19 protein-coding genes are annotated in these 21,245 nt (G+C 64.0%); 13 read left to right on the top strand and 6 right to left on the bottom strand.

Annotation, left to right across the window (positions count from 1 at the left end):
* The first annotated feature begins 85 nt into the window (after window positions 1-85).
* From VGO04_RS23980 to VGO04_RS23960, 5 genes are all read left to right on the top strand, one after another.
* Entirely contained in the window at window positions 86-952 is an 867-nt protein-coding gene (locus VGO04_RS23980; RefSeq protein ID WP_327498469.1) for an outer membrane protein assembly factor BamD, read from the top strand.
* A gap of 37 nt (window positions 953-989) precedes the next feature.
* Entirely contained in the window at window positions 990-2,663 is a 1,674-nt protein-coding gene (gene recN, locus VGO04_RS23975) for a DNA repair protein RecN (protein ID WP_327498468.1), read from the top strand.
* 149 nt (window positions 2,664-2,812) lie between these two features.
* Window positions 2,813-3,862 carry a hypothetical protein gene (locus tag VGO04_RS23970; RefSeq protein WP_327498467.1) on the top strand — a complete coding sequence of 350 codons (1,050 nt, stop codon included), beginning with the start codon at window positions 2,813-2,815 and terminating at the stop codon, window positions 3,860-3,862.
* 81 nt (window positions 3,863-3,943) lie between these two features.
* Entirely contained in the window at window positions 3,944-6,097 is a 2,154-nt protein-coding gene (gene ligA, locus VGO04_RS23965) for an NAD-dependent DNA ligase LigA (RefSeq protein WP_327498466.1), read from the top strand.
* Window positions 6,098-6,293: 196 nt separating this feature from the next.
* Window positions 6,294-6,686, top strand: coding sequence for a hypothetical protein (locus tag VGO04_RS23960; RefSeq protein ID WP_327498465.1), 393 nt, complete (start codon window positions 6,294-6,296; stop codon window positions 6,684-6,686).
* A 141-nt stretch (window positions 6,687-6,827) separates the two neighbouring features.
* Here VGO04_RS23960 and VGO04_RS23955 read toward each other — a convergent pair whose 3' ends face one another.
* The 3 genes from VGO04_RS23955 to VGO04_RS23945 form a co-directional block, all read right to left on the bottom strand.
* On the bottom strand, window positions 6,828-7,232 hold the full coding sequence (locus VGO04_RS23955; protein WP_327498464.1) for a VOC family protein: 405 nt from the start codon (window positions 7,230-7,232) through the stop codon (window positions 6,828-6,830).
* 175 nt (window positions 7,233-7,407) lie between these two features.
* On the bottom strand, window positions 7,408-8,649 hold the full coding sequence (locus tag VGO04_RS23950) for an MFS transporter (protein WP_327498463.1): 1,242 nt from the start codon (window positions 8,647-8,649) through the stop codon (window positions 7,408-7,410).
* 1 nt (window position 8,650) lies between these two features.
* Window positions 8,651-10,054 (bottom strand): amidase, encoded by a 1,404-nt coding sequence (locus VGO04_RS23945; protein ID WP_327498462.1) that lies wholly within the window; start codon window positions 10,052-10,054, stop codon window positions 8,651-8,653.
* 176 nt (window positions 10,055-10,230) lie between these two features.
* Here VGO04_RS23945 and gcvA point away from each other — a divergent pair, with 176 nt between their 5' ends.
* Window positions 10,231-11,142, top strand: a complete 912-nt coding sequence (gene gcvA / locus VGO04_RS23940; protein ID WP_327498461.1) for a transcriptional regulator GcvA — start codon at window positions 10,231-10,233, stop codon at window positions 11,140-11,142.
* Here the strand turns inward: gcvA and VGO04_RS23935 are convergent.
* Window positions 11,130-12,023, bottom strand: a complete 894-nt coding sequence (locus VGO04_RS23935; protein ID WP_327498460.1) for a LysR family transcriptional regulator — start codon at window positions 12,021-12,023, stop codon at window positions 11,130-11,132. The two genes, gcvA and VGO04_RS23935, sit on opposite strands and share 13 nt — an antisense overlap.
* Window positions 12,024-12,161: 138 nt before the next feature.
* On the opposite strand from VGO04_RS23935, the gene VGO04_RS23930 reads away from it, so the two are divergent.
* Genes VGO04_RS23930 through VGO04_RS23920 form a run of 3 tightly spaced genes read left to right on the top strand, consistent with a single transcriptional unit; the run spans window position 12,162 to window position 15,040 of the window.
* Complete coding sequence (locus VGO04_RS23930) at window positions 12,162-12,566, top strand: (R)-mandelonitrile lyase (protein WP_327498459.1); 405 nt, start codon at window positions 12,162-12,164, stop codon at window positions 12,564-12,566.
* Window positions 12,567-12,574: 8 nt separating this feature from the next.
* Window positions 12,575-14,047: an MFS transporter gene (locus VGO04_RS23925; protein WP_327498458.1), complete on the top strand. Its 1,473-nt coding sequence runs from the start codon at window positions 12,575-12,577 to the stop codon at window positions 14,045-14,047.
* 15 nt (window positions 14,048-14,062) lie between these two features.
* The gene (locus VGO04_RS23920; RefSeq protein ID WP_327498457.1) at window positions 14,063-15,040 is read left to right on the top strand and encodes an aldo/keto reductase; all 978 of its coding nucleotides are present in this window, start codon (window positions 14,063-14,065) and stop codon (window positions 15,038-15,040) included.
* Window positions 15,041-15,299: 259 nt separating this feature from the next.
* Here the strand turns inward: VGO04_RS23920 and VGO04_RS23915 are convergent, their stop codons facing one another.
* Window positions 15,300-15,599 (bottom strand): hypothetical protein, encoded by a 300-nt coding sequence (locus tag VGO04_RS23915; RefSeq protein WP_327498456.1) that lies wholly within the window; start codon window positions 15,597-15,599, stop codon window positions 15,300-15,302.
* A 249-nt stretch (window positions 15,600-15,848) separates the two neighbouring features.
* On the opposite strand from VGO04_RS23915, the gene panC reads away from it, so the two are divergent.
* The 4 genes from panC to VGO04_RS23895 all read left to right on the top strand — a co-directional run bounded on the left by panC (window position 15,849) and on the right by VGO04_RS23895 (window position 18,791).
* Window positions 15,849-16,724 carry a pantoate--beta-alanine ligase gene (gene panC, locus VGO04_RS23910; RefSeq protein WP_327498455.1) on the top strand — a complete coding sequence of 292 codons (876 nt, stop codon included), beginning with the start codon at window positions 15,849-15,851 and terminating at the stop codon, window positions 16,722-16,724.
* 1 nt (window position 16,725) lies between these two features.
* Entirely contained in the window at window positions 16,726-17,547 is an 822-nt protein-coding gene (gene panB / locus VGO04_RS23905; RefSeq protein ID WP_327498454.1) for a 3-methyl-2-oxobutanoate hydroxymethyltransferase, read from the top strand.
* 210 nt (window positions 17,548-17,757) lie between these two features.
* Window positions 17,758-18,474, top strand: coding sequence for an AzlC family ABC transporter permease (locus VGO04_RS23900; RefSeq protein ID WP_327498453.1), 717 nt, complete (start codon window positions 17,758-17,760; stop codon window positions 18,472-18,474).
* A 2-nt stretch (window positions 18,475-18,476) separates the two neighbouring features.
* Window positions 18,477-18,791 carry an AzlD family protein gene (locus VGO04_RS23895; protein WP_327498452.1) on the top strand — a complete coding sequence of 105 codons (315 nt, stop codon included), beginning with the start codon at window positions 18,477-18,479 and terminating at the stop codon, window positions 18,789-18,791.
* A gap of 259 nt (window positions 18,792-19,050) precedes the next feature.
* On the opposite strand, the gene VGO04_RS23890 is transcribed toward VGO04_RS23895, so the two are convergent.
* On the bottom strand, window positions 19,051-20,886 hold the full coding sequence (locus VGO04_RS23890) for an aminopeptidase P family protein (protein ID WP_327498451.1): 1,836 nt from the start codon (window positions 20,884-20,886) through the stop codon (window positions 19,051-19,053).
* Between the last annotated feature and the right edge of the window lie 359 nt (window positions 20,887-21,245).

Raw genomic sequence — 21,245 nt, 5'->3', positions numbered from 1 at the left:
CATGACGTTGCGGTCTCAAGGTAACTTGCTCTAAAAGCGCATGTCTGGCGGGGTCCATGCCCGCAGAGTGGAACGGGAATATCCGATGGTTCTTGCAGTTTCTGTTGATCTGAGAAAATCAGCGCGCGTCGCCGCCGTCATCGTTACGGCCATTGCCGGCAGCGCCTTGATTACGGCCTGCCAGAACGATCCCGATATCGACATCACCAAACTGACGGCAGAAACCGATCCGCCGGAAGTGCTCTACAACCAGGGTCTTGCCAACCTCAATGCCGGCAAGACGACGGAAGCGGCGCGCAAGTTCGAAGCGCTCGACCGCCAGCATCCGTTCTCGGAGTACGCGCGCAAGGCGCTGGTCATGAACGCCTTCGTGTCCTACCGCAACGGTCAGTACCAGGAGGCGATCAACGCCACCGGTCGCTATCTCAATCTCTATCCGCAGTCCGAAGATGCGGCCTACGCGCAGTATATCCAGGGCCTTGCCTATACCAAGCAGATCCCCGCCGTGACGCAGGACCAGAAGCCTGCGTTCAAGGCGATCGAGGCGATGCAGGCGGTCGTCGACCGTTATCCGGACTCCGAATACGTCGACGACGCCAAGTCGAAGATCCGCTTTGCCCGTGACCAGCTCGCCGGCAAGGAAATGCAGGTCGGCCGCTATTATCTCGAGCGCAAGGAATACCTGGCCGCCGTGTCGCGCTTCCGCGTCGTCGTCGAGCAGTATCCGAACACCAACCAGGTGGAAGAAGCGCTGGCACGCCTGACCGAAGCCTATTTCGCGATGGGCGTGACCCAGGAGGCGCAGACGGCTGCCGCCGTGCTCGGCCACAACTATCCGGACAGCCAGTGGTACAACGATTCTTTCAAGCTGCTGCAGTCCGGTGGCCTGGAGCCGCGTGAAAGCGGCAACTCCTGGATTTCGCGCGCCGCCAAGAAACTCGTCGGCGCCTGATCCTTATCGGCGCCCTTCAAGGAAGATACGAACCCGGATGCTCGCCCAGCTTTCGATCCGCGATATCGTCCTGATTGAACGGCTTGATCTCATTTTCGAGGCCGGGCTTTCGGTGCTGACCGGTGAAACCGGCGCTGGCAAGTCCATCCTGCTCGACAGCCTGTCGCTGGCCCTTGGCGGGCGCGGCGACGGCTCGCTGGTGCGCCATGGGTCCGACAAGGGCCAGGTGACGGCGGTGTTCGACGTTCCCGTCGGCCATTCGGCACGGCAGCTTCTGCACGATAACGGCATCGATGACGACGGCGACATGATCTTTCGCCGGGTGCAATCTGCCGACGGCCGCACCAAGGCCTATGTCAACGACCAGCCGATCAGCGTCCAGCTCATGCGTCAGCTCGGGCAGACGCTGGTCGAGATCCACGGGCAGCACGACGACCGCGCGCTTGTCGATATCGATGCGCACCGCACGCTTCTCGACGCTTTCGGCGGCACGGCGGAGGAAGCGCTCAAGGTCAGCGATCTCTATCGTGCCTGGAAGGACGCCGAGCGCGGCCTGAAAAAACATCGCGAGCGCGTCGAAGCCGCCGCCCGCGAAGCCGATTTCCTTCGCTCCTCGGTCGAGGAGCTGGAAAAGCTCAGCCCCCGCGACGGCGAGGAAGACGAACTTGCCGAGAACCGGGCGCGGATGATGAAGGCCGAGCGCATCGCCGGCGACATCAATGAGGCTTCGGAGTTCCTGAACGGCAACGGCTCGCCGGTCCCGCTGATCGCCTCGCTGGTGCGCCGGCTGGAACGCAAGAGCCAGGAGGCGCCGGGCCTGCTCGAAGAAACGGTCGAGCTGCTCGATGGTGCGCTCAACCAGTTGTCCGACGCGCAGATGGCGGTCGAACGCGCCCTGCGCAACACCGAATTCGACCCGAAAGAACTGGAGCGGGTGGAGGAGCGGCTTTTTGCGCTGCGCGCCGCCAGCCGCAAATATTCGGTTCCGGTGACGGAACTGCCGGCGCTGGCCGTCCGGATGATTTCCGATCTGGCCGATCTCGATGCCGGCGAAGAAAAGCTGAAGCAGCTCGACGCGCTGGTTGGCGTGGCACGGGTGGCGTTTGACGCTGCCGCGCGCACGCTCTCCGAAAAGCGCCACAACACGGCGAGCGCTCTTTCCGACGCGGTCATGGCGGAGTTGCCGGCGCTGAAGCTCGAGCGCGCCCGCTTCATGGTGGAAGTGCAGAGCGATCCGTCGCAACCGACGGCCGACGGCATCGACCTTGTCGAATTCCACGTCCAGACGAACCCCGGCACGCGGCCGGGGCCGATCATGAAGGTCGCCTCGGGCGGCGAACTCTCGCGGTTCCTCCTGGCGCTGAAGGTGGCGCTTGCCGATCGCGGCTCCGCGCCGACGCTGGTCTTCGACGAAATCGACACCGGTGTGGGCGGCGCGGTGGCCGATGCCATCGGCCAGCGGCTGAAGCGGCTTTCCGGCACCGTGCAGGTGCTTTCCGTCACCCACGCGCCGCAGGTGGCCGCACGCGCCGCGACGCATCTGCTGATTTCCAAGGGGCCATCCGCAGAGAAGGCGGAGATGATCTCGACCCGGGTCGCCCGCATGGACGACAAGGCGCGCACCGAGGAAATCGCCCGCATGCTGGCCGGCGCCTCGATCACCGAGGAAGCGCGAGCTGCCGCCGCGCGGTTGCTTGCCGGCAACGGTTAAAGCGCCTCGCGATCGTCCCGTTTTGCTCGCTGCGCCTGATTTTTCGCATGCCGCGCGGCGGTGCGGGTCTTCCTAAGCCTTTTGGTTGAATTGTTGCGCCGCTGCACCCGTGCTCTATTTTCTGGGCGCGGGTTGGGGGCAGTTCGGGCATGTGGGAGAAACTTCAGCGAGGACTGGAGACCGGGCTCGCGCAGCTGCGCAAGCATCCGGAATTGATGCTGCTCATCGCCTTTGCCTATGCCGGCCTTATCCTGACCGTCAAGGACACGCACCAGCAGTTCGGCAGCTTCGGGGTCCTCGTTGCCGCGGCCATCGCGGTGATCGTGTCTTGCCTTGCCCTTCGACTGCGCCGCGCGCCGCAGGCCGCCCCACCGCAGGTCGCCCCTCCCAAAGACGACAATGCCGAATTGCTGCCACCTGAAGGCGACGAAGCCGAAACGCTGCCTCCGGAAGACAGCAAGACCGAACCGCTGCCTCTCGCGCTGCCGCGCGCATGCGCTGAGGGTGATGGGCAGGGGGATCGGCCCTATCTCGTGCGCGTGCCGCCGTCGAGGACGGTCGCCTATGATGCGGCGCGCAAGGCGCGGGGTGTCTTTCAGCGCAATGCGATCGACCCGGGAGAGGGCATGAAGGTCTTCTTCTCCGATCCCTACAGCCTGATCTGCTTGCAGGATAAGGACGACAACATCTTCGGTTTCGTCGACTACTGCGCCTTCGAGAAAAACCAGTTCAAACTGTTCCTGCAGGGCGAATACACCTTCGACAATCTGCTGTCGGGCGGGTTGCTTGCCCATCCGCAGGCGCGAAAGGCGAAGGTCGTCTATCTCGCGACCATCCTCAATCTCAGCTTTCTGCTCGATTCGATGCGCGCCGAGCGCCGCCGCCAGAACGGCATTCTCGTGCTCGCAACGGTCTCGGCGATCCTCGAACACCACACGTTCCCGCCCGACGGCATCGATATCTACAGCATCGGCTGGGACAGGAGCGGAAGGGCGATCTTGAGGATGTTCGGCCTGCAGCCGGTCAGCCGCGTCATCCGCGGGCAGGCGGAAGGCAAATGGATCTACAGCAAGCGCGGGGTACGCAGGGCGGATCTGGAGGTCATCCGCGCCCGCTACCAGCGGCGCTATGCGCGCTGGTGCGAACTGGACGTCCGGCCGCCGGCGGCCACCGAGCCCGGGGTCGCCGTCGGCAGGTGAGGGCGAGCCCACATGTCCGAACGGTCTTTTCTTTCCCGTGGGTTGCTCTACAAAACGGTACCGAATCCGGAGCCCGCGCGTATGTCCCATGAATTGAAGCCCGTCGAGAACCTCACCGAAACGGAAGCTGCGGGAGAGCTCGCCTTTCTCGCGGCCGAGCTTGCGCGTCACGACGCCCTCTATCACGGTAACGATGCGCCGGAGATTTCGGACGCCGACTACGACGCTCTGAAGCGGCGCAACGACGCGATCGAGGCGCGCTTTCCGGCACTTATCCGCGAGGACAGTCCGTCGAGGAAGGTGGGGGCAGCACCCTCCGTCACCTTCCAGCCGGTCGTGCATGCCCGGCCGATGCTGTCGCTCGACAACACGTTTTCCGACGAGGACGCCCGCGATTTCGTCGCCTCCGTCTATCGCTTCCTCGGGCAGCTGCCCGACAATTCGATCGCGTTTACGGCGGAGCCGAAGATCGACGGTCTGTCGATGTCGCTGCGCTACGAAAACCGCCGGCTGGTGACGGCGGCGACCCGCGGCGACGGCACGACCGGCGAAAACGTCACCGCCAACATCCGCACCATCGGCATGATCCCGCAGACGCTGCCGGCCGGTGCGCCCGATATCGTCGAGGTGCGCGGCGAAATCTACATGGCAAAGTCCGACTTTGCAGCGCTCAACGCCGAGATGGCGGCACAGGGTAAGCCGCTCTACGTCAACCCGCGCAACACCGCTTCAGGGTCGCTCCGGCAGCTCGACGCCAAGGTGACGGCAAGCCGCAAGCTGCGCTTCTTCGCCTATGCCTGGGGCGAGATCTCGGACATGCCTGCCGACACGCAGATGGGCATGGTCGAGGTGTTCAAGGCTTGGGGCTTCCCGGTCAACCCGCTGATGCAGCGGCTGACGTCCGCCGAGGCGCTGCTCGAGCACTACCACCACATCGAGCGCGAACGCCCGGATCTCGACTACGACATCGACGGCGTGGTCTACAAGGTCGACCGGCTCGACCTGCAGGCGCGCCTCGGCTTCCGCTCGCGCTCGCCGCGCTGGGCAACCGCGCACAAGTTCCCGGCCGAGCAGGCGTTTACGCGGTTGACGGCGATCGACATCCAGGTGGGCCGCACCGGCGCGCTGACGCCGGTGGCGCGGCTGGAGCCGATCACCGTTGGCGGCGTCGTCGTCACCAATGCGACGCTGCACAACGAGGACTACATCAAGGGCCTCGGCAATTCGGGCGAGGCGATCCGCGAGGGCCGCGACATCCGCATCGGCGACATGGTGATCGTCCAGCGTGCCGGCGACGTCATCCCGCAGATCGTCGACGTCGTCATGGACGAGCGCAAGGAGGGGAGTGAGCCCTATCGCTTCCCGACCACATGCCCGGTCTGCGGCAGCCATGCGGTGCGCGACATCAACGAAAAGACCGGCAAGGTCGACGCGGTACGCCGCTGCACCGGCGGTTTCGTCTGCCGGGCGCAGGCCGTCGAGCACCTGAAGCACTTCGTCTCGCGCAACGCCTATGACATCGAGGGCCTCGGCTCCAAGCAGATCGAGTTCTTCTTCGAAAGCGAGGATCCGACGCTCAACATTCGCACGGCGCCCGATATCTTCACTCTGGAAAAACGCCAGGAGGCGTCGCTCACCAAGCTCGAAAACATCGACGGCTTCGGCCGGGTCAGCGTGCGCAAGCTTTATGAGGCGATCAACACGCGGCGCTCGATTGCGCTGCAGCGCTTCATCTATGCGCTCGGCATCCGCCATGTCGGCGAGACGACGGCAAAGCTGCTCGCGCGCTCCTACGGCAATTACGAGCATTTCGGCGCGGCAATGAGCGAGGCATCGACCTTTACCGGCGACGCCTGGAACGAGCTCAACAGCATCGACGGCATCGGCGAGGTTGTCGCCCGCGCCATCGTCGAGTTCTACAAGGAGCCGCGCAACCTCGAAGTGGTCACGCGGCTCTTGTCCGAAGTGACGCCGGAGGCGGCGGAAGCACCGGTTGCCTCAGACAGCCCGGTTGCCGGCAAGACCGTGGTCTTTACCGGCTCGCTCGAAAAGATGACGCGCGACGAGGCCAAGGCCAAGGCCGAAAGCCTCGGCGCCAAGGTCGCGGGTTCGGTGTCGAAGAAGACCGACATCGTCGTTGCCGGCCCCGGCGCTGGCTCCAAGCTCGACAAGGCCCGTGAACTCGGCGTCGAGACCATGGACGAGGACGAGTGGCTGGCGCTGATCGGCGGGTAGGAGCTGCCTGATGCATTGCCGATCGCGCGACAACGCTTGAACGTCGCATGCGTTGTCGCGTTTTGAGGAGCGCGAAGCCTGGCTGCGTTAGGGTGGCGGCAGTTTTGCGTTGAAAACGTGAACGTGTGCCTCGTTGCCGCCGCAACCGGTTGTCTTTATATTAGCGGTCGCTTCTTTACATGGTGTGGAGACCACGATGAGAAAGATACTTTCAAGCATCGCTTTGGCGTTCCTCCTATCAGGCATGAATGCATACGCCCTCGACCTTCCGCCAGCTGCCAAGAAGGTCACGATGGACGAGTTCAAGACCCTTGCCGACGGCAAATCCGTCAAGGTCGAGATCTACGACTTCGACAAGCCCGTGACGGCAGATTTGGTCTGGAACTGGAAGAAGGGCACGATAACGGGCAAGGCCAAGGTCGACGGCAAGACGATCGACGTGAAGACCAAGCTGACCTTCAAGGGCGACAAGGCTTGCTCGAACGGAAAAGGCGAGAAGCCGACTTGCTACTCTATCTACATCGAGGGGAACAAGTTCTATGAAGTGCGAGACGACATGAAGGTGCACGCCGTCTCAATAGTCGGGTAAACCTTCCAACGGGCATGCGCGCATCGCAAACGCTGCGCGCCGCCGGACGGAAAACCGTTCTACACTTCAACTGGAATTGCTCTAGATGCAAAAAGACCGCCCGGCATGCCAGGCGGTCTTTTTGCTGTGCTGATGTCGTGATCAGCCCTGCTGCTGCGCGCTCTGGTCCATCCACATGAATTCCCAGACGTGGCCGTCGAGGTCCTGGAAGGAGATGCCGTACATGAAGCCGTAGTCGATCGCCGGCTTCCAGGGCTTGGCGCCGGCGGCGAGCGCCTTGGCGAGCATGTCGTCGACCTCGGCGCGACTATCGGCGGAAAGGGCGGTGATGACTTCGGTGCCCTTGCGGGCGTCGCTGATCTCGCCGGTGATGAAGTCGCGGAATTTCGGCTCGGTCAGAAGCATGACGAAGATGTTGTCCGAGATCACCGTGCAGGCGGCCGTCTCGTCGGAGAACTGCTCGTTGAAGGTGAAGCCGAGGGCGGCGAAGAACGCGCGCGAAGCCTTCAGATCCTTGACCGGCAGGTTTACGAAAATCATGCGCATGAAATGCTCCTTGGGAATGGATTTTGTGTCTACGCACTAAGGACGAATGCCGGTCGACGATGCCGACACCGGCTCAAAGAATTTTTTGAGCCGGGCTGATGTGGGGCGCAACCGTGGGTATTCAAGGGCAAGGAAGTGTCCACGAACGGATCGGCCAGACGGACTATCGTTCCTGTCAGTTCGCAAGGATCGACGCTGCCGGGGCACGGACGGCGACGATCGCGACGACCGCCGCAAGTCCGTTTGCCAAAGCGCCGGCCAGGATGGGCATGGTGTAGCTGTGGCTGAGATCGAAGGCGAAACCGGCCGCACTTGGTCCGACGAGCGTGCCGATCGCTACGCTGGTGTAGAGCGCGCCGATGATGCTGCCGACATGGCGGCCGCCGAAGTAATCCATCACCACCGCGGGCAGGATGGCGACCCAGCCGCCGTAGGTGATCCCGAAGACGAGCGCGAAAATCGCGAGAGACAGAAAACTCGCGGCGAATGCCCAGAAGGCGAGGGAGGCGGCCATGCCTGCGAACATGGCGATGAGGAAGACCTGCCTGCCGATACGGTCGGCGAGGCCGCCGAGCAGGAAGCGCCCGAGCGTGCTGCCGACACCGATCATTCCAAGCAGCAGCACGGCGGAAGCCTGGGTGAGGCCTCGGTCGAGAGCGTAGGGGACGAGATGCACGAAGGGCACGAAGACGCCAAAAGCTGAGAGCAGGCAGGCCGCATAGAGGCCGATGAACCGCCGGGTGCGGACGGCTTCGCGCATGGGGACGCCGGACGGGGCTTTCGCCCTTGCTTGTGCGTCGATGGGGGCGCCGTCGGGGCCCGTGCCGCGGTCTTTCGGATCGTCGAGGATCAGGGCGGACATGCCGATGCCGACGATAGCGGCAAGTGCGCCAAGGACGAGATAGGTATCGCGCCAGCCGAGCGAACCGACCAGCCAGGTGGCGAGCGGTGGCATGACCAGCGTTCCGACGCCGATGCCGCTGACGGCAAGCCCTGAGGCCAGCCCCCGGCGCGCCACGAACCAGCGCTGCACCGTGCCGATCACCGGCACGTAGGCAAGACCGACGCCAAGGCCGATGCCGAGGCCGTAGGCGGCGTAGACTTCGGCGATGCTGCGCGCCTGGCTGGCGAGCGCAAGGCCGAGGCCGACGAGGAACATGCCGAGCATGGCAAGCCGCCGCGCGCCCCAACGGTCGGCAAGCGGGCCGGAGACGATGCCCAGCCCGAAATAGAGGAAACCCGCGAGCGAGAAGACGAGCGACACCGCGCCGCGCGAGGCGTCGAAGTCTCGCTGCAGCGGCTCGACGAAGGCGCTGAACGTATAGGCGCTGCCGAAGCCGACGAAGGTGACAGTGAAGGCGGCGGCGACGACCACCCAGCCATAGAAGACGCCGTTGTTCGATGTGTTGGTGCGCATGTCAGATCTCCGGATGGCGCTGGTGCCAGGATGTTGCCGCCTGGAAGGCGGTGCCGGCGCGCACGAGGTCGGCCTCCTGCAGGCGACCCGCTACGAGCTGAAGCCCGATCGGCATGCCGGTGCTGCTGGAATTGCCGGGAAAGGTGAGTGTCGGGTGCCCGCTCATGTCGAACGGGCAGGTGTAGCGTTGCAGCCTGGCGATCAGTTCCGGCTGTTCGCCGAGCGTCGCGATGGTCTTCAGCGTCAGCGGCGCAAACGGCTGGACCGGGGTCAGCAGCAGGTCGATCGAGGAAAAGAGCGCGTCGACCTCACCGCGAAATGCCGCGCGCCGCAGAAGGATTTTCTGGTAGTCGATACCGGAGAGTGCTCGGCCCGTTTCGATGACGCCGGCAAGAACCGCGCCATAGTGATCCCTGTGGGCGGAAAAGCTCGTCTCGTGCGCAACGGCGGCTTCGACCGCGCAGTTCGATACCCAGTCGGCGACGATCTGGGCGACGTCGGGGAAGCGGATTTCGATGATCTCAGCTCCGAGATCTGCAAAGACGCCGATCGCCATTTGCAGGGCAGTCTGCGTTTCGGGATCGACGTCGGCGCTGTTCCACGCGGGGTCGACACCCACTCTCAAGCCGCGCATGCGCATTGCCGCTGCGGCCGGGTAGTCGGGCACCGGATCGATGAGGGCGGTCGGGTCGCGCGGATCGCTGCCGGCGATCGCGGCGAGCATGGTCGCGGCGTCGAGCGTATTGCGCGCCAAGGTGCCCACATGATCGAGCGAGGCGGCAAGTTCGAAGGCGCCGAAGCGACTGACGCGGCCCCAGGTCGGCTTTAGCCCGGTGACGCCGTTTGCCGCCGCCGGCCAGCGGATGGAGCCGCCGGTGTCGGAGGCGAGCGCGCCATAACAAAGGCCGGCTGCCGTTGCCACGCCCGAGCCGCTCGAGGATATGCCCGGCCAATGAGACGCGTTCCAGGGGTTGCGTGGCGGCGTCACCGAAGGATGGTGATCCGAATAGGCGCCCTCCGTCATCTGCGTCTTGCCGACCAGCACCGCGCCGGCCTCGCGAAGGCGCCGCACGACCGTTGCATCCTCATCCGGCACGAAGGCGCTGTGGACGGTGGTGCCTGCCGCCGTCGGCGCGCCCTTCAGCCAGAACAGATCCTTGACGGCGATCGGGACCCCATGCAACGGCCCGCGATACCGCCCTGCGGCGATTTCCCTGTCTGCCTCATCGGCCTGCGCGCGGGCAGACGTGTCAAGCACGAGCGTGTAGCTCTTCAGTTCCGTGTCGAGCGCAGCGATGCGCTGAAGCTGTGCTTCGATTACCTCTCGCGCGGTGACGGACCGCTCTCTGATCAAGGCTCCAACCTCTGTCAGACCGAGATAGGCAAAGCCGGTGTCGCTCTTCATGTCTGTCATTCTCCTGGACGAACCGTTCGCATCAGCGTGTTTACGTCGCATCAGAATTACTTATGTCCATCTTGAACTCCCGTCTGATGCAACATGATTGCCTTGAAGCGAATATCCTGGCTAGAATGGTGAACGACAAACCATAAATTCTGCGGCATTCGAGTTAGATTATCTAAATGATTGACGCCAAGTTGCCACCTCTGAATGCGCTGCGAGCCTTCGAAGCGGCGGCGCGCCACCTCTCCGTGAAGAATGCGGCCGAGGAACTGTGCGTGACGCCGGGGGCGGTCAGCCAGATGTTGAAGGTGCTGGAACAGCATCTCGGCGTCAGGCTCTTCGTGCGGGTGAACCGCGGCATCTTCCTGACCGACGCGGGGCGGGACTATCTGCCGCCGGTGCGCAACGCCTTCCGCCAGATCGTCGACGCATCGAAGCGGGTTGCCGGATCGCAGGACAGCGGCGTCCTCACCGTCAGCGCCACGTCGTTCTTCGCGTCCGCCTGGCTCGTGCCGCGCATGGCGTCGTTTCGCGACGCCCATCCGCAGATCGATCTGCAGGTCGTCACCAGCAACGCGCTCGTCGACTTTTCGCGCAGCGGCGTCGATGTGGCTTTTCGCCATGGCTACGGCCACTATCCTGGCCTTCGCAGCGACCATGTGCTGGCGGTGGCGATGGCGCCAGTCGCAGCACCTTCGCTCGTCGAACGCCTGGGGCTGCCTGCAAGCGCGGCCGCGCTGGTAGCCTGGCCCAAGGTGCAGGACGCCGACAGGAAAGGGTGGAGCCTCTGGCTGCAGGCAAACAATTTGACGGAAGCGACACTTCCGACGGGGCCTTCCTTCGATGATACGGCGTTGCTGCAGCAGGCGGTGCTCGCCGGCCTTGGCGCCGGCCTGCTTCCCGCCGCGATGGTGGCGCCGGAGATCGAGGCGGGGCGCCTGATCCAGTTGGCGGAGGAGACGCACATCGAGGCCTTCGCCTATTATCTCGTCTATCCGGAAGCGACTGCGGAGCAGCCGAAGATTTCTGCGTTTCGGCAGTGGGTGCTGGAAGCCATCGGATCCGGTGTTTCACGGTCTCACCCGCGATAGCGCAGCGCCTCCACCAGCAGCGCAAAGGCGGGCGAGGACTGACGGCGGCTGGGGTAGTAGAGATGATAGCCCGGGAACGGGTCGCACCAGTCTTCGAGAACGCGGATGAGGCGGCCCTCGGCAATGTGGGATAGCACCGATTCCTCCGGTGCGAAGGCGAGGCCGAAGCCGGCAAGGCAAGCGGTCAGCCGGTGGGCGAGACGGCTGAATACGAGTTGGCCGTCGACGCGGACTTTGAGCTCGCGCCCATCCTTTTCGAACTCCCAGGCATAGATGCCGCCATAGGTGGGCAGTCTCAGGTTGATGCAGCGGTGCTGTGTCAGGTCCTGCGGAACGATGGGCTTCGGGTGTTTCTCGAAATAGCCCGGCGCGCCAACGACGGCCATGCGCATGTCCGGGCCGATGCGCACGGCGATCATGTCCTTGGCGACCTGTTCGCCCAGCCGCACGCCGGCGTCATAGCGTTCGGCGACAATGTCGGTGAGGCCATAGTCGATGATGATCTCGACCTTGATGTCAGGGTAATCGGGCAGCAGCTGTTCGAGCTTCGGCCAGAGCACGGTCTCGGCCGCGTGTTCCGCGGTGGTGATGCGCACCGTGCCTGCCGGCTTGTCCCTGATCTCGCTCAGCGCCGTCAGTTCGGTTTCCAGCTGCTCGAAATGCGGGACGAGGGTGGCGAGCAGCCGTTCGCCGGCCTCGGTCGGCGAGACGCTGCGGGTGGTGCGGGTCAACAGGCGCACGCCAAGCCGGGCTTCGAGCGCACGCATGGTGTGGCTGAGAGCCGATTGTGAGACGCCGAGCTGGGCGGCCGCCCTGGTGAAGCTGCGCTCGCGCGCAACGGCCGAGAAGGCGAGGAGGTCGTTGATATTCTCGCGCAGCATTCATGAATCTTTCTCATAGGTCCATGCCGTTTATACCATCTAATCGTAAACGGCGGCCATCGTTAGATTGTGCACAGCAACAGATCAGGCGGCGGACTGACAGGTCTGCGCTGGCCCGGTTCGCGAAGGAGAGAATTCATGGAGATCAGAAGAAGCGGCTCGCAACCCTCGGCCAAAGGTCCGCAGGACTGGTTCAGCGGAACCGTGCGTATCGACCCGCTGTTTCCGGTGCGCGACCCTGCGCGCGCCGCCGGCAATGCCGTCACTTTCGAGCCCGGCGCCCGCACCGCCTGGCACACGCATCCGCTTGGCCAGGTGCTGATCGTCGTTTCCGGCTTTGGCCGCGTGCAGCGGGCGGGTGGGCCGATCGAGGAGATCCGGCCGGGTGACGTCGTCTGTTTCGAACCCGGCGAGAAGCACTGGCACGGCGCCGGTCCGACGACGGCCATGACCCATATCGCCATCCAGGAATCGCTCGACGGCAAGGCGGTCGACTGGATGGAAAAGGTCACGGACGCCGAGTACGGCACTGAGGCGGAGTAGGCGCGGCCATGGATGTCACCACGACCAGACATGCGACTTCACACAAGACCGCGGTGCTGGCGATCATCATCGTCAGTTACCTGATGATCGTGCTCGACATCTCGATCGTGATCACCGGCCTGCCGAAGATCCGCGACGAGCTGCAGTTCAGCGATGCCGGGCTCTCCTGGGTGCACAGCGCCTATACGCTGGCCTTCGGCGGCTTACTTTTGCTCGGGGCGCGAGCCGGCGACATTCTCGGCCGGCGACGCCTGTTCATGGCCGGGCTTGCGATCTTCACGGCCGCCTCCGTGGTGATCGGCCTTGCGCCATCGTCGGCGTGGATGCTCGGCGCGCGCGCCGTGCAGGGCTTGGGTTCGGCGATCCTGGCGCCCGCCACGCTGGCGCTGATCCAGACACAGTTTGCCGAGGGTCTGGAGCGCACGCGGGCGGTTGCCTATTACAGCTCGGTCGCCGGCATCGGCGCCAGCTTCGGCATGGTACTCGGCGGGCTGCTTGCCGGCTGGCTAAGCTGGCGGGTCGGCTTCTTCATCAACCTGCCGATCGGTATCGCCCTGATGCTGGCGGCGCGCAAATATGTCGGCGAGACGGAACGGCGCACCGGAGAGTTCGACCTTGCGGGCGCCGTCAGCTCGACGCTCGGGATGACCGCACTCGTCTATGGCATCGTGCGGTCGGCGGAGGCGGGGGTGCATGATCCGCTGACGCTCGCGGCCCTTGCCCTCGGCCTTCTGCTGCTTGCCGCCTTCGTCGTCAACGAACGCCGGGCAAGGCAACCGATCATGCCGCTGAGGCTTTTTGCCAGCCGCGAACGGGTCGGAGCCTATCTGGCACGCGTGCTGTTTCTCGCCGCGATGATCGGCTTCTTTTTCTTCTTCACCCAGTATCTGCAGGGCGTTCTCAACTTCGATCCGCTTTTGTCCGGCCTCGCCTTCATTCCGGCAACGCTCGTCAACTTCGTCGCAGCGATTGCGGTGCCACGGCTCGTGCCCCGGTTCGGCAACCGCCGTCTGCTCGCCTTTGGCCTGGTTTCGGCGTTCGCCGGCATGGTCGCTATCAGCCAGATCTCGGCGGACACCTCATATCTCTTCGGCATGGCGCCGGCGTTGATGCTGATCGGCCTTGGTCAGGGCTTTAGCTTGAGCCCGCTGACGGTGGCCGGCATCGCCGGCGTGGCGCCTTCGGATGCTGGGGCTGCCGGCGGTGTCGTCAATGTCGCCCACCAGCTCGGCAACTCGCTCGGCCTTAGCGTGCTCGTCGCCGTTGCCGCGATCGGTGCCGATGGCCTTGATGGCAGTGCGCTGCTTGCCCACCGGGTCGACAATGTTCTCATCGGTTGCACGGTCCTGCTGGCGGCGGCACTTGCCGTCGTCGCGCTGATCGTCCGGCCACACACCGCAAGGCGGGTCGGGCGTCCGGCGACCGGCCGCTCACCAGCCTGCCAGAATTGCCGCTCGGCCTCCCTCGACGCGGCGGCGTGATCAAGGAGCATGACAATGCAGAAACGCAAACTTGGAAAAAGCACCCTCGAAGTCTCGGCCATCGGCTTTGGCTGCATGGGGCTCAGCTACGGTTACGGCCCGGCAACGGAGCGCGCGGAAGCGATCAAGCTCATCCGTGCCGCGCATGAGCTGGGCGTCACCTTCTTCGACAGTGCTGAGGCCTATACCGGCAACGAAGACCTGGTCGGCGAGGCGTTGGCCCCGATCCGTGATGAGGTGGTGATCGCCACCAAGTTCGGTTTCGTCAACGGTGACGTCGCCCAAGGTTTGGACAGTCGGCCGGAGCGTATCCGGCAGGTGGCCGAAACGGCACTGAAGCGGCTGCGGACGGACCGGATTGACCTCTTCTACCAGCACCGTGTCGACCCCAACGTGCCGATCGAGGATGTCGCCGGCACGGTCAGGGATCTGATTACCGAAGGCAAGGTCGGGCATTTCGGCATGTCGGAGGCGGGCGCCGCCTCGATCCGCCGGGCGCATGCCGTCCAACAGGTAACGGCACTGCAGAGCGAATATTCGCTCTGGTGGCGGGAGCCGGAGGGCGAGATCCTGCCGCTGCTCGAAGAACTCGGCATCGGCTTCGTGCCCTTCAGCCCGCTCGGCAAAGGGTTTCTGACCGGCGCGATCAACGAGAACACGACCTTTGATCAAAGCGACTTCCGCATGATCGTGCCGCGGTTCTCACCCGAAGCGCGTAAAGCCAATCAGGCGCTGGTCGATCTGCTCGGCGCAATTGCCGAAGCCAAGGGCGTGACCAAGGCGCAGATCGCGCTTGCCTGGCTGCTTTCGCAGAAGCCGTGGATCGTGCCCATTCCCGGCACGACGAAGCAGCATCGGCTGGAGGAGAATCTCGGCGCAGCCGGTGTCACGCTCACGGGCTGGGAGCTTGACCAAATCCAGGCGGCGCTTTCTGCCGTCGAGGTGCAGGGTGCCCGCTATCCGCAGCACTTGCAGCAGAGGGTTGGGAAATAGGGCAACTCAAGCAAGATGGCGGCGGGCCTGAATTACCTACTCGTCCTCGGCGCGCCGTTCGCATCCTCCCTCGTTCCTGTGCTCGTCACAGGTATCCAGCAGCCCAAGTCCTTGGGCTGAAAGTGTCCTCTGACCCGACAGACGTCGGGTCGCTGGATCCCCGCCACGAGGGCGAGGATGAGGGAGAGTGAGGCGTATTTCGCGCCAAACTGCCACCGTGGGGAGGGTGATAACACTCTAAGTCTTCAACCCCTGCCGACTATTTCAGCGTGCACACGCCATTGGCGCCGCCCTTGCCGGTGTAGGAAACGCTGGGCGAGCCATCGGGATTGATGCTGAGCGAAATGGTCACGCCGGCGCCTTTTGCCTCGTAGTAGTTCTCGTTGAAAACCCTGAGCTTGGCTTCCTTGCCATTGATGTAGACCGGTCCGCCCTCATCGGCATGGACCTCGATCTTGCCGGGGCAGGTGGCGTTGACGAGTGGGATCTTGGCTTCGGCGGCACCGGCGAAGGCGAGGATAGGGACAAGAATGCCGAAAAGGCGCAGGCGGGTTTCCATCTCGTTCTCCAGCTTGAGTTGCAGCCGTGTCGCCGGACCACCGTGACAGGCCGCAGAGCGAAGTCAAGCGCGACCGAGCGTCATCAAGCTGTCATCAATCCGATTGTTTTTTTGCGCTGCACAAGATAGAGGATTGCAGCCGAATTTTATGCAAATGCCTTTTTGCGGAGCAGGTCAAAGACGTCTGCGAAGGTAGCGCGCCAGCATCCCCAAAGGGCAGGGCGCCGGCGCGGATTGGAGGGTCCGGACATGAAGACGTTCACCACGATAACCGAGCTGAGGGCGGCCCTTGCCGAAGATCGGCGTGCGGGCAAGACGGTCGGTCTCGTGCCGACCATGGGCTATCTGCATGTCGGCCATATGGAGCTGATGCGGCGCGCGCGGACGGAAAACGACGTCGTCGTTGCCAGCATCTTCGTCAACCCGCTGCAGTTCGGCGCCAACGAAGACCTCTCCAAGTATCCACGTGATCTGGCGCGCGACCAGGCGATGCTGGAGGCAGGCGAGGTCGATTATCTCTTCGCGCCCGGCGTTAGCGACATGTATCCGCGGCCGATGGAAACGGTCGTCGACGTACCGACGCTCGGAAGCGAGCTTGAAGGTTCCGTCCGTCCTGGCCATTTCGCTGGCGTTGCCACTGTCGTTACCAAGCTCTTCAACATCGTCCAGCCTGACCGCGCCTATTTCGGCGAAAAGGACTTTCAGCAGCTGCAGATCATCCGCCGCATGGTGGAAGATCTCGCCCAGCCAGTTTCCGTCATCGGTGTGCCGACGGTACGCGAGGCCGACGGGCTCGCCTGTTCGTCGCGCAATGTCTATCTGACGGCCGAGGAACGCCGTGCCGCGGCGATTGTGCCGAAGGCGCTGGATGAAGCCACCCGGCTGGTCGCCTCCGGTCTCAGCGACGTGGGGACACTTGAAAAGGCGGTGACCGCGTTTCTGTCGAGCGAGCCGCTGGCCAAGCCCGAAGTCGTTGCCGTTCGCGACCCCGAGACACTGGAAACCATCGAGACGATCGGCGAAAAGCCGGTGCTGCTGCTGCTCTTCGTACGCTTCGGCACGACGAAGCTGCTCGACAACCGTGTGATTGCCCCGAAAACCGCGTTCTTTTCAAAGGTTGCCTGACATGAGCGTGCAGACCGCAAGGCGTCGCCTCAGCCCCGCCAATATCGAAGCGCTGAAGGGCGATCGTCCGATCGTCAGCCTCACGGCCTATACGACGCCGATCGCAAGGCTGCTCGATCCGCATGTGGATTTCCTGCTGGTCGGCGATTCCGTCGGCATGGTGCTCTACGGTCTCGACACCACGGTCGGCGTGACGCTCGAAATGATGATCGCCCATGGCCAGGCGGTCATGCGCGGCTCGCAGCAGGCTTGCGTCGTCATCGACATGCCCTTCGGCTCCTATCAGGAATCCAAGGAACAGGCGTTTCGCAGTGCCGCGCGCATCCTGAAGGAAACCGGCTGCAGCGCGGTAAAGCTCGAGGGTGGCGCCGAGATGGCCGAGACGGTCGAATTCCTCGTCAGCCGCGGCATTCCGGTGCTCGGTCACGTCGGGCTGATGCCGCAGCTCGTCAACACGACAGGCGGCTATCGCTCGGTCGGGCGCAACGACAAGGAAGTGGCAAAGATCCGCCGCGACGCCAAGGCGATCGACGACGCTGGAGCCTTCGGCATTGTGATCGAGGGCACGGTCGAGCCGGTTGCCCGCGAGATCACCGCGGAACTGCGCTCGCCGACCATCGGCATCGGCGCGTCGCCCGCCTGCGACGGCCAGATCCTCGTTTCCGACGACATGCTCGGCCTTTTCAATGACTTCAAGCCGCGCTTCGTCAAGCATTTCGCCGAGCTGGCACCGGCGATCTCCAAGGCGGCCGAAGATTATGCGGCCGAGGTGAAGGCGCGCAGCTTCCCGGGCATCGAACACACGTTCCAGGTCAAGAAGTAGGGAGCGGCTGTCCGCTCCGGCATTCAAATTCCTGATGCAAGGCGCACCGGTTTCCCGATCGGTGCGCATTTTGTTCAAGCCTCGTTCGCCGAGACATCATAAAATTCAATCATTGTATCAGCGCATTTGAATTGTTGCCGGGGGCGCAAGCGCCTATCAGTCCGGCTCCGGCCATCGCGTGTCGTCACGCCTCGGCCGGCGGAGGTTTCCATGACAAAAGACGATTTCTGGGAAGGCGTGCGCGGCGGCTTTCCCATCATGCTGGCGGCGTCGCCCTTCGGCGCGCTGTTCGGGGCGCTTGCGGTCGACAACGGTTTCACCATTGCCGACGCGGTGTTCATGAGCGCAACGGTCTATGCCGGCGCCAGCCAGATGGTCGGCATCGAGCTGTTCGGCAACCATGTTCAGCCCTGGCTGGTGGTGCTCTCGGTCTTTGCCGTCAACTTCCGCCACGTGCTCTATTCGGCCTCGATCGCCAAATATGTCCGGCACTTCACCTTCGGGCAGAAGTTCCTGGCCTTTTTCCTGCTGGTCGATCCGCAATATGCCGAGACCGAGAAACGCGGCGAGCGCGGCCTGCCGATCACCTTTTCCTGGTATCTCGGCTTCGGGCTGATCATCTACATCCCCTGGATCATCAACACGCTCGCCGGCGCAGTCTTCGGCCAATTAATCGGCGACCCCAAGGCAATTGGCCTCGACGTGCTGTTGCCGGTCTATTTCATGGGGCTGGTCATGGGCTTCCGCAAGCGCGACCGTTTCCTGCCGATCGTCACCGTCTCCGGCCTTGCCTCGATTGCCGGCATGCATTTCGTCGGTTCGCCCTGGCATGTGAGCATCGGCGCGCTTGCCGGGATCGTGCTGGCCGCCTTGCTGCCGCCGAGCAACCAGGCGGTAGCACCCACCGGCATCGAAAAGGAGGCGTGAGCATGGACCCGCAACACCTCAACCTCATCTACCTGATCATCGCGGCCGCGGTCGCGACCTTCCTGACGCGCGTCGGCGGCTACATCCTGATCACCCAGATGAAAGAGATCCCGCCGCGGCTGGAAGCGGCGCTGAACGCCGTGCCTGCGGCGGTGCTGACGACGCTGGTGGCACCCGCCTTCGTCTATGGCGGGCTTGACGTGACGATCGCCATGTTCGTCGCCTTCGCCATCGCGCTCGGGCTCAATCTGTCGACGCTGCGCATGCTGGTCATCGGCTGGGTGGTGGTGATGGTGATCCGGCACGTGGTGATGTGAGCGGGGGCGTCACGCTACGGCGGGCTCCCTGCTGACGGCCTACCGTAGGGTAGCCACGGTCCCCTCATTCCTGTGCTTGTCACAGGAATCCAGCCGCCCAAGTCCGACGGACGTCGGGTCGCTCACATCCCCGCCACGAGGGCGAGGATGAGGGAGGAGAGGTTAACGCGCGCTCGCACACGGGCTCCGACGCGTCCCGCACAAAAACGCCGCGCTCTCAAAAGCGCGGCGTTCTCTATTGTGGCGTGTTACGCCTGACTCAGCGTGTGAGGGCTTCCGTCGCGGCCTTCAACCAGGCGCGGGTGTCATCGCTGGCAAGCAGCGGCGTGAGCTTCTCGCGCGTTTCGGCGTGGTAGGCGTTGAGCCAGTCGAGCTCTTCGTCGGTCAGGAGCGCCGGCAGTACCAGGCGGCGGTCGATCGGGCAGAAGGTCAGCGTTTCGAAGCCGAGCATCGGCAGGTCGCCGCCGGAGATCATTGCCGGATCCTCGACCACGATCAGGTTTTCGATGCGGATGCCGAAGGCGCCCGGACGGTAGTAGCCGGGCTCGTTGGACAGGATCATGCCGGGCAGAAGCTCCTGTGTCGAAAGCCTTGCGATGCGCTGCGGGCCTTCATGCACGGAGAGATAGGAACCGACGCCGTGTCCGGTGCCGTGGGCGTAGTCGGCGCCGGCCTTCCAGAGCGCGATGCGGGCCAACGGGTCGAGATCGACGCCGCGTGAACCCTTGGGGAAGCGCGCGAGGCTGATCGCGATCATGCCCTTCAGCACCAGGGTAAAGAAGCGCTTCTGCTCTTCGGGAACCGCGCCGACGGCGACGGTGCGTGTAATGTCGGTGGTGCCGTTGATGTACTGCGCGCCGGAATCGATCAGGAACATGGTGCCCGTTTCGATCGGCTGGTCTGTGGCGGTGGTCACGCGATAGTGCATGATCGCCGCATGGGCGCCGGCGCCGGAGATGGTGTCGAAGGAGATGTCCTTGAGCGGGTTCTGCATGCGCTCGCCGACGGTGGCGCGGGCGGCTTCAAGCCGGTTGGTGGCGGCGATCTCGGTGACGGTTCCCGGCTGCTCTCCGTCGAGCCAGGCGAGGAACTCGACCATGGCGGCACCATCCTGCAGGTGGGCGCGGGTCGAGCCTTCGATTTCGGCCTTGTTCTTCTGGGCGCGCGGCAGGCGGGCGGGATCGACCGCTTCGACCACCTTGCCGCCCTTGGAGCGGATCAGTTCGGAAATCGCGAAAGAGGCGAGGTCGGGATCGATCATCACGGCCGCGCCGGCAGACCCAAGGGCTGCCAGGCGGTCGTCGAAGGTTGCGGGCGCTGCGATCTCGGCGATCTGGGTGAGGTAGGCTTCCTGCTCGATGCCGGTCTTGCGCTTGTCGAGGAAGATCTCGGCGCGGCCGTCGGCATGGATGATGGCGCGGGCGAGCGGATGCGGCGTGTGCGGCACGTCGGACCCACGGATGTTGAAAGTCCAGGCAACGGACGAGGGGTCGGTGAGGACGACGGCGGAAGCGCCCGCCTTGTCGAGACCGGCAGCGATCGTCGCGATCTTGTCCTTGGCAAGCGTGCCGGCATGCTCGATCGGCTGGATCGTCACCTTGCCGAGCGGGGCAGCCGGGCGGTTCGCCCAGATCTTGTCGAGCGGATTATGGTCGAGGAAGACGAGCGAGCCGCCGATTACGGCAAGCGCCTTTTCCAGCCGGCGGACTTCCGCGCCGGTGTGTACCCACGGGTCGATGCCGAGCTTGAAGCCTTTTGCGCCATGGTTTTCCAGCCAGAGATGCGGCGGCTCGCCGATGAGGTCGCCGCCGGTGAAGACCTGGCCATCCACCTGTTCCTTCAGCTGCGTGACGTAGCGTCCGTCGACGAAGACGACCGCTTCACGCTGGGTGACGAGGGCGACGCCGGCCGAGCCGGTGAAGCCGGTCAGCCAGGAGAGGCGCTCGGAGGAGGCGGGCACGTATTCGCCCTGGAATTCGTCGGCGCGCGGCACGAGAAAACCGTCGATGCCAAGGGCCGCAAGCGATGCGCGCAGGGCTTCGGTGCGCTCCTTGCCGAACTGCGGCGTGGAGGTGACTTCGAAAGACTGAAACATGAGGGAATTCCGGTAGAGTGAGCGGCAGACCGCGGGAAAGATGTGGGGCCATGTTAGCGGAAATGGCCCTTGCCGGGAAAGAGGCGATATCCTGCGATCCAGTGCGCAGTGACGCCTGTGGTTGCACCTTGGCAAGAGAGCAATTGCTCATTTACCGTACATATGCGCCCAGCGCATGGCTCCCATGCTAAGAAAACCCTTTCTCTATCGGAATAATGGTTTATAAGCCGCCTCAACGAACACGGACGAACATCCGGTGGTTCAAAAAGCTGCGGTTCCGAGAATAGTTGGTCACTCTGTTCTCCTCCTCCCTCAAGGGTGGTCAGCTTCGGAACGGTAGACGCCCGCTCGAGCACTCC

The organism is Ensifer sp. (assembly GCF_035999185.1).
Classification (GTDB): domain Bacteria; phylum Pseudomonadota; class Alphaproteobacteria; order Rhizobiales; family Rhizobiaceae; genus Ensifer.
The sequence above is the reverse complement of the archived record's forward strand: the minus strand, read 5'-3'. Positions and strand labels throughout refer to the sequence as shown.

What these genes read in the sequence shown, in the direction of transcription:
- gcvA (WP_327498461.1), top strand. Translation starts at nt 10,231, where the DNA reads ATGATTGACGCCAAGTTGCCACCTCTGAATGCGCTGCGAGCCTTCGAA.
- VGO04_RS23970 (WP_327498467.1), top strand. Translation starts at nt 2,813, where the DNA reads ATGTGGGAGAAACTTCAGCGAGGACTGGAGACCGGGCTCGCGCAGCTG.
- VGO04_RS23955 (WP_327498464.1), bottom strand. Translation starts at nt 7,232, where the DNA reads ATGCGCATGATTTTCGTAAACCTGCCGGTCAAGGATCTGAAGGCTTCG.
- VGO04_RS23920 (WP_327498457.1), top strand. Translation starts at nt 14,063, where the DNA reads ATGCAGAAACGCAAACTTGGAAAAAGCACCCTCGAAGTCTCGGCCATC.
- panB (WP_327498454.1), top strand. Translation starts at nt 16,726, where the DNA reads ATGAGCGTGCAGACCGCAAGGCGTCGCCTCAGCCCCGCCAATATCGAA.
- recN (WP_327498468.1), top strand. Translation starts at nt 990, where the DNA reads ATGCTCGCCCAGCTTTCGATCCGCGATATCGTCCTGATTGAACGGCTT.
- VGO04_RS23960 (WP_327498465.1), top strand. Translation starts at nt 6,294, where the DNA reads ATGAGAAAGATACTTTCAAGCATCGCTTTGGCGTTCCTCCTATCAGGC.
- VGO04_RS23980 (WP_327498469.1), top strand. Translation starts at nt 86, where the DNA reads ATGGTTCTTGCAGTTTCTGTTGATCTGAGAAAATCAGCGCGCGTCGCC.
- VGO04_RS23930 (WP_327498459.1), top strand. Translation starts at nt 12,162, where the DNA reads ATGGAGATCAGAAGAAGCGGCTCGCAACCCTCGGCCAAAGGTCCGCAG.
- VGO04_RS23935 (WP_327498460.1), bottom strand. Translation starts at nt 12,023, where the DNA reads ATGCTGCGCGAGAATATCAACGACCTCCTCGCCTTCTCGGCCGTTGCG.
- ligA (WP_327498466.1), top strand. Translation starts at nt 3,944, where the DNA reads ATGTCCCATGAATTGAAGCCCGTCGAGAACCTCACCGAAACGGAAGCT.
- VGO04_RS23900 (WP_327498453.1), top strand. Translation starts at nt 17,758, where the DNA reads ATGACAAAAGACGATTTCTGGGAAGGCGTGCGCGGCGGCTTTCCCATC.
- VGO04_RS23890 (WP_327498451.1), bottom strand. Translation starts at nt 20,886, where the DNA reads ATGTTTCAGTCTTTCGAAGTCACCTCCACGCCGCAGTTCGGCAAGGAG.
- VGO04_RS23895 (WP_327498452.1), top strand. Translation starts at nt 18,477, where the DNA reads ATGGACCCGCAACACCTCAACCTCATCTACCTGATCATCGCGGCCGCG.
- VGO04_RS23915 (WP_327498456.1), bottom strand. Translation starts at nt 15,599, where the DNA reads ATGGAAACCCGCCTGCGCCTTTTCGGCATTCTTGTCCCTATCCTCGCC.
- VGO04_RS23925 (WP_327498458.1), top strand. Translation starts at nt 12,575, where the DNA reads ATGGATGTCACCACGACCAGACATGCGACTTCACACAAGACCGCGGTG.
- panC (WP_327498455.1), top strand. Translation starts at nt 15,849, where the DNA reads ATGAAGACGTTCACCACGATAACCGAGCTGAGGGCGGCCCTTGCCGAA.
- VGO04_RS23945 (WP_327498462.1), bottom strand. Translation starts at nt 10,054, where the DNA reads ATGAAGAGCGACACCGGCTTTGCCTATCTCGGTCTGACAGAGGTTGGA.
- VGO04_RS23950 (WP_327498463.1), bottom strand. Translation starts at nt 8,649, where the DNA reads ATGCGCACCAACACATCGAACAACGGCGTCTTCTATGGCTGGGTGGTC.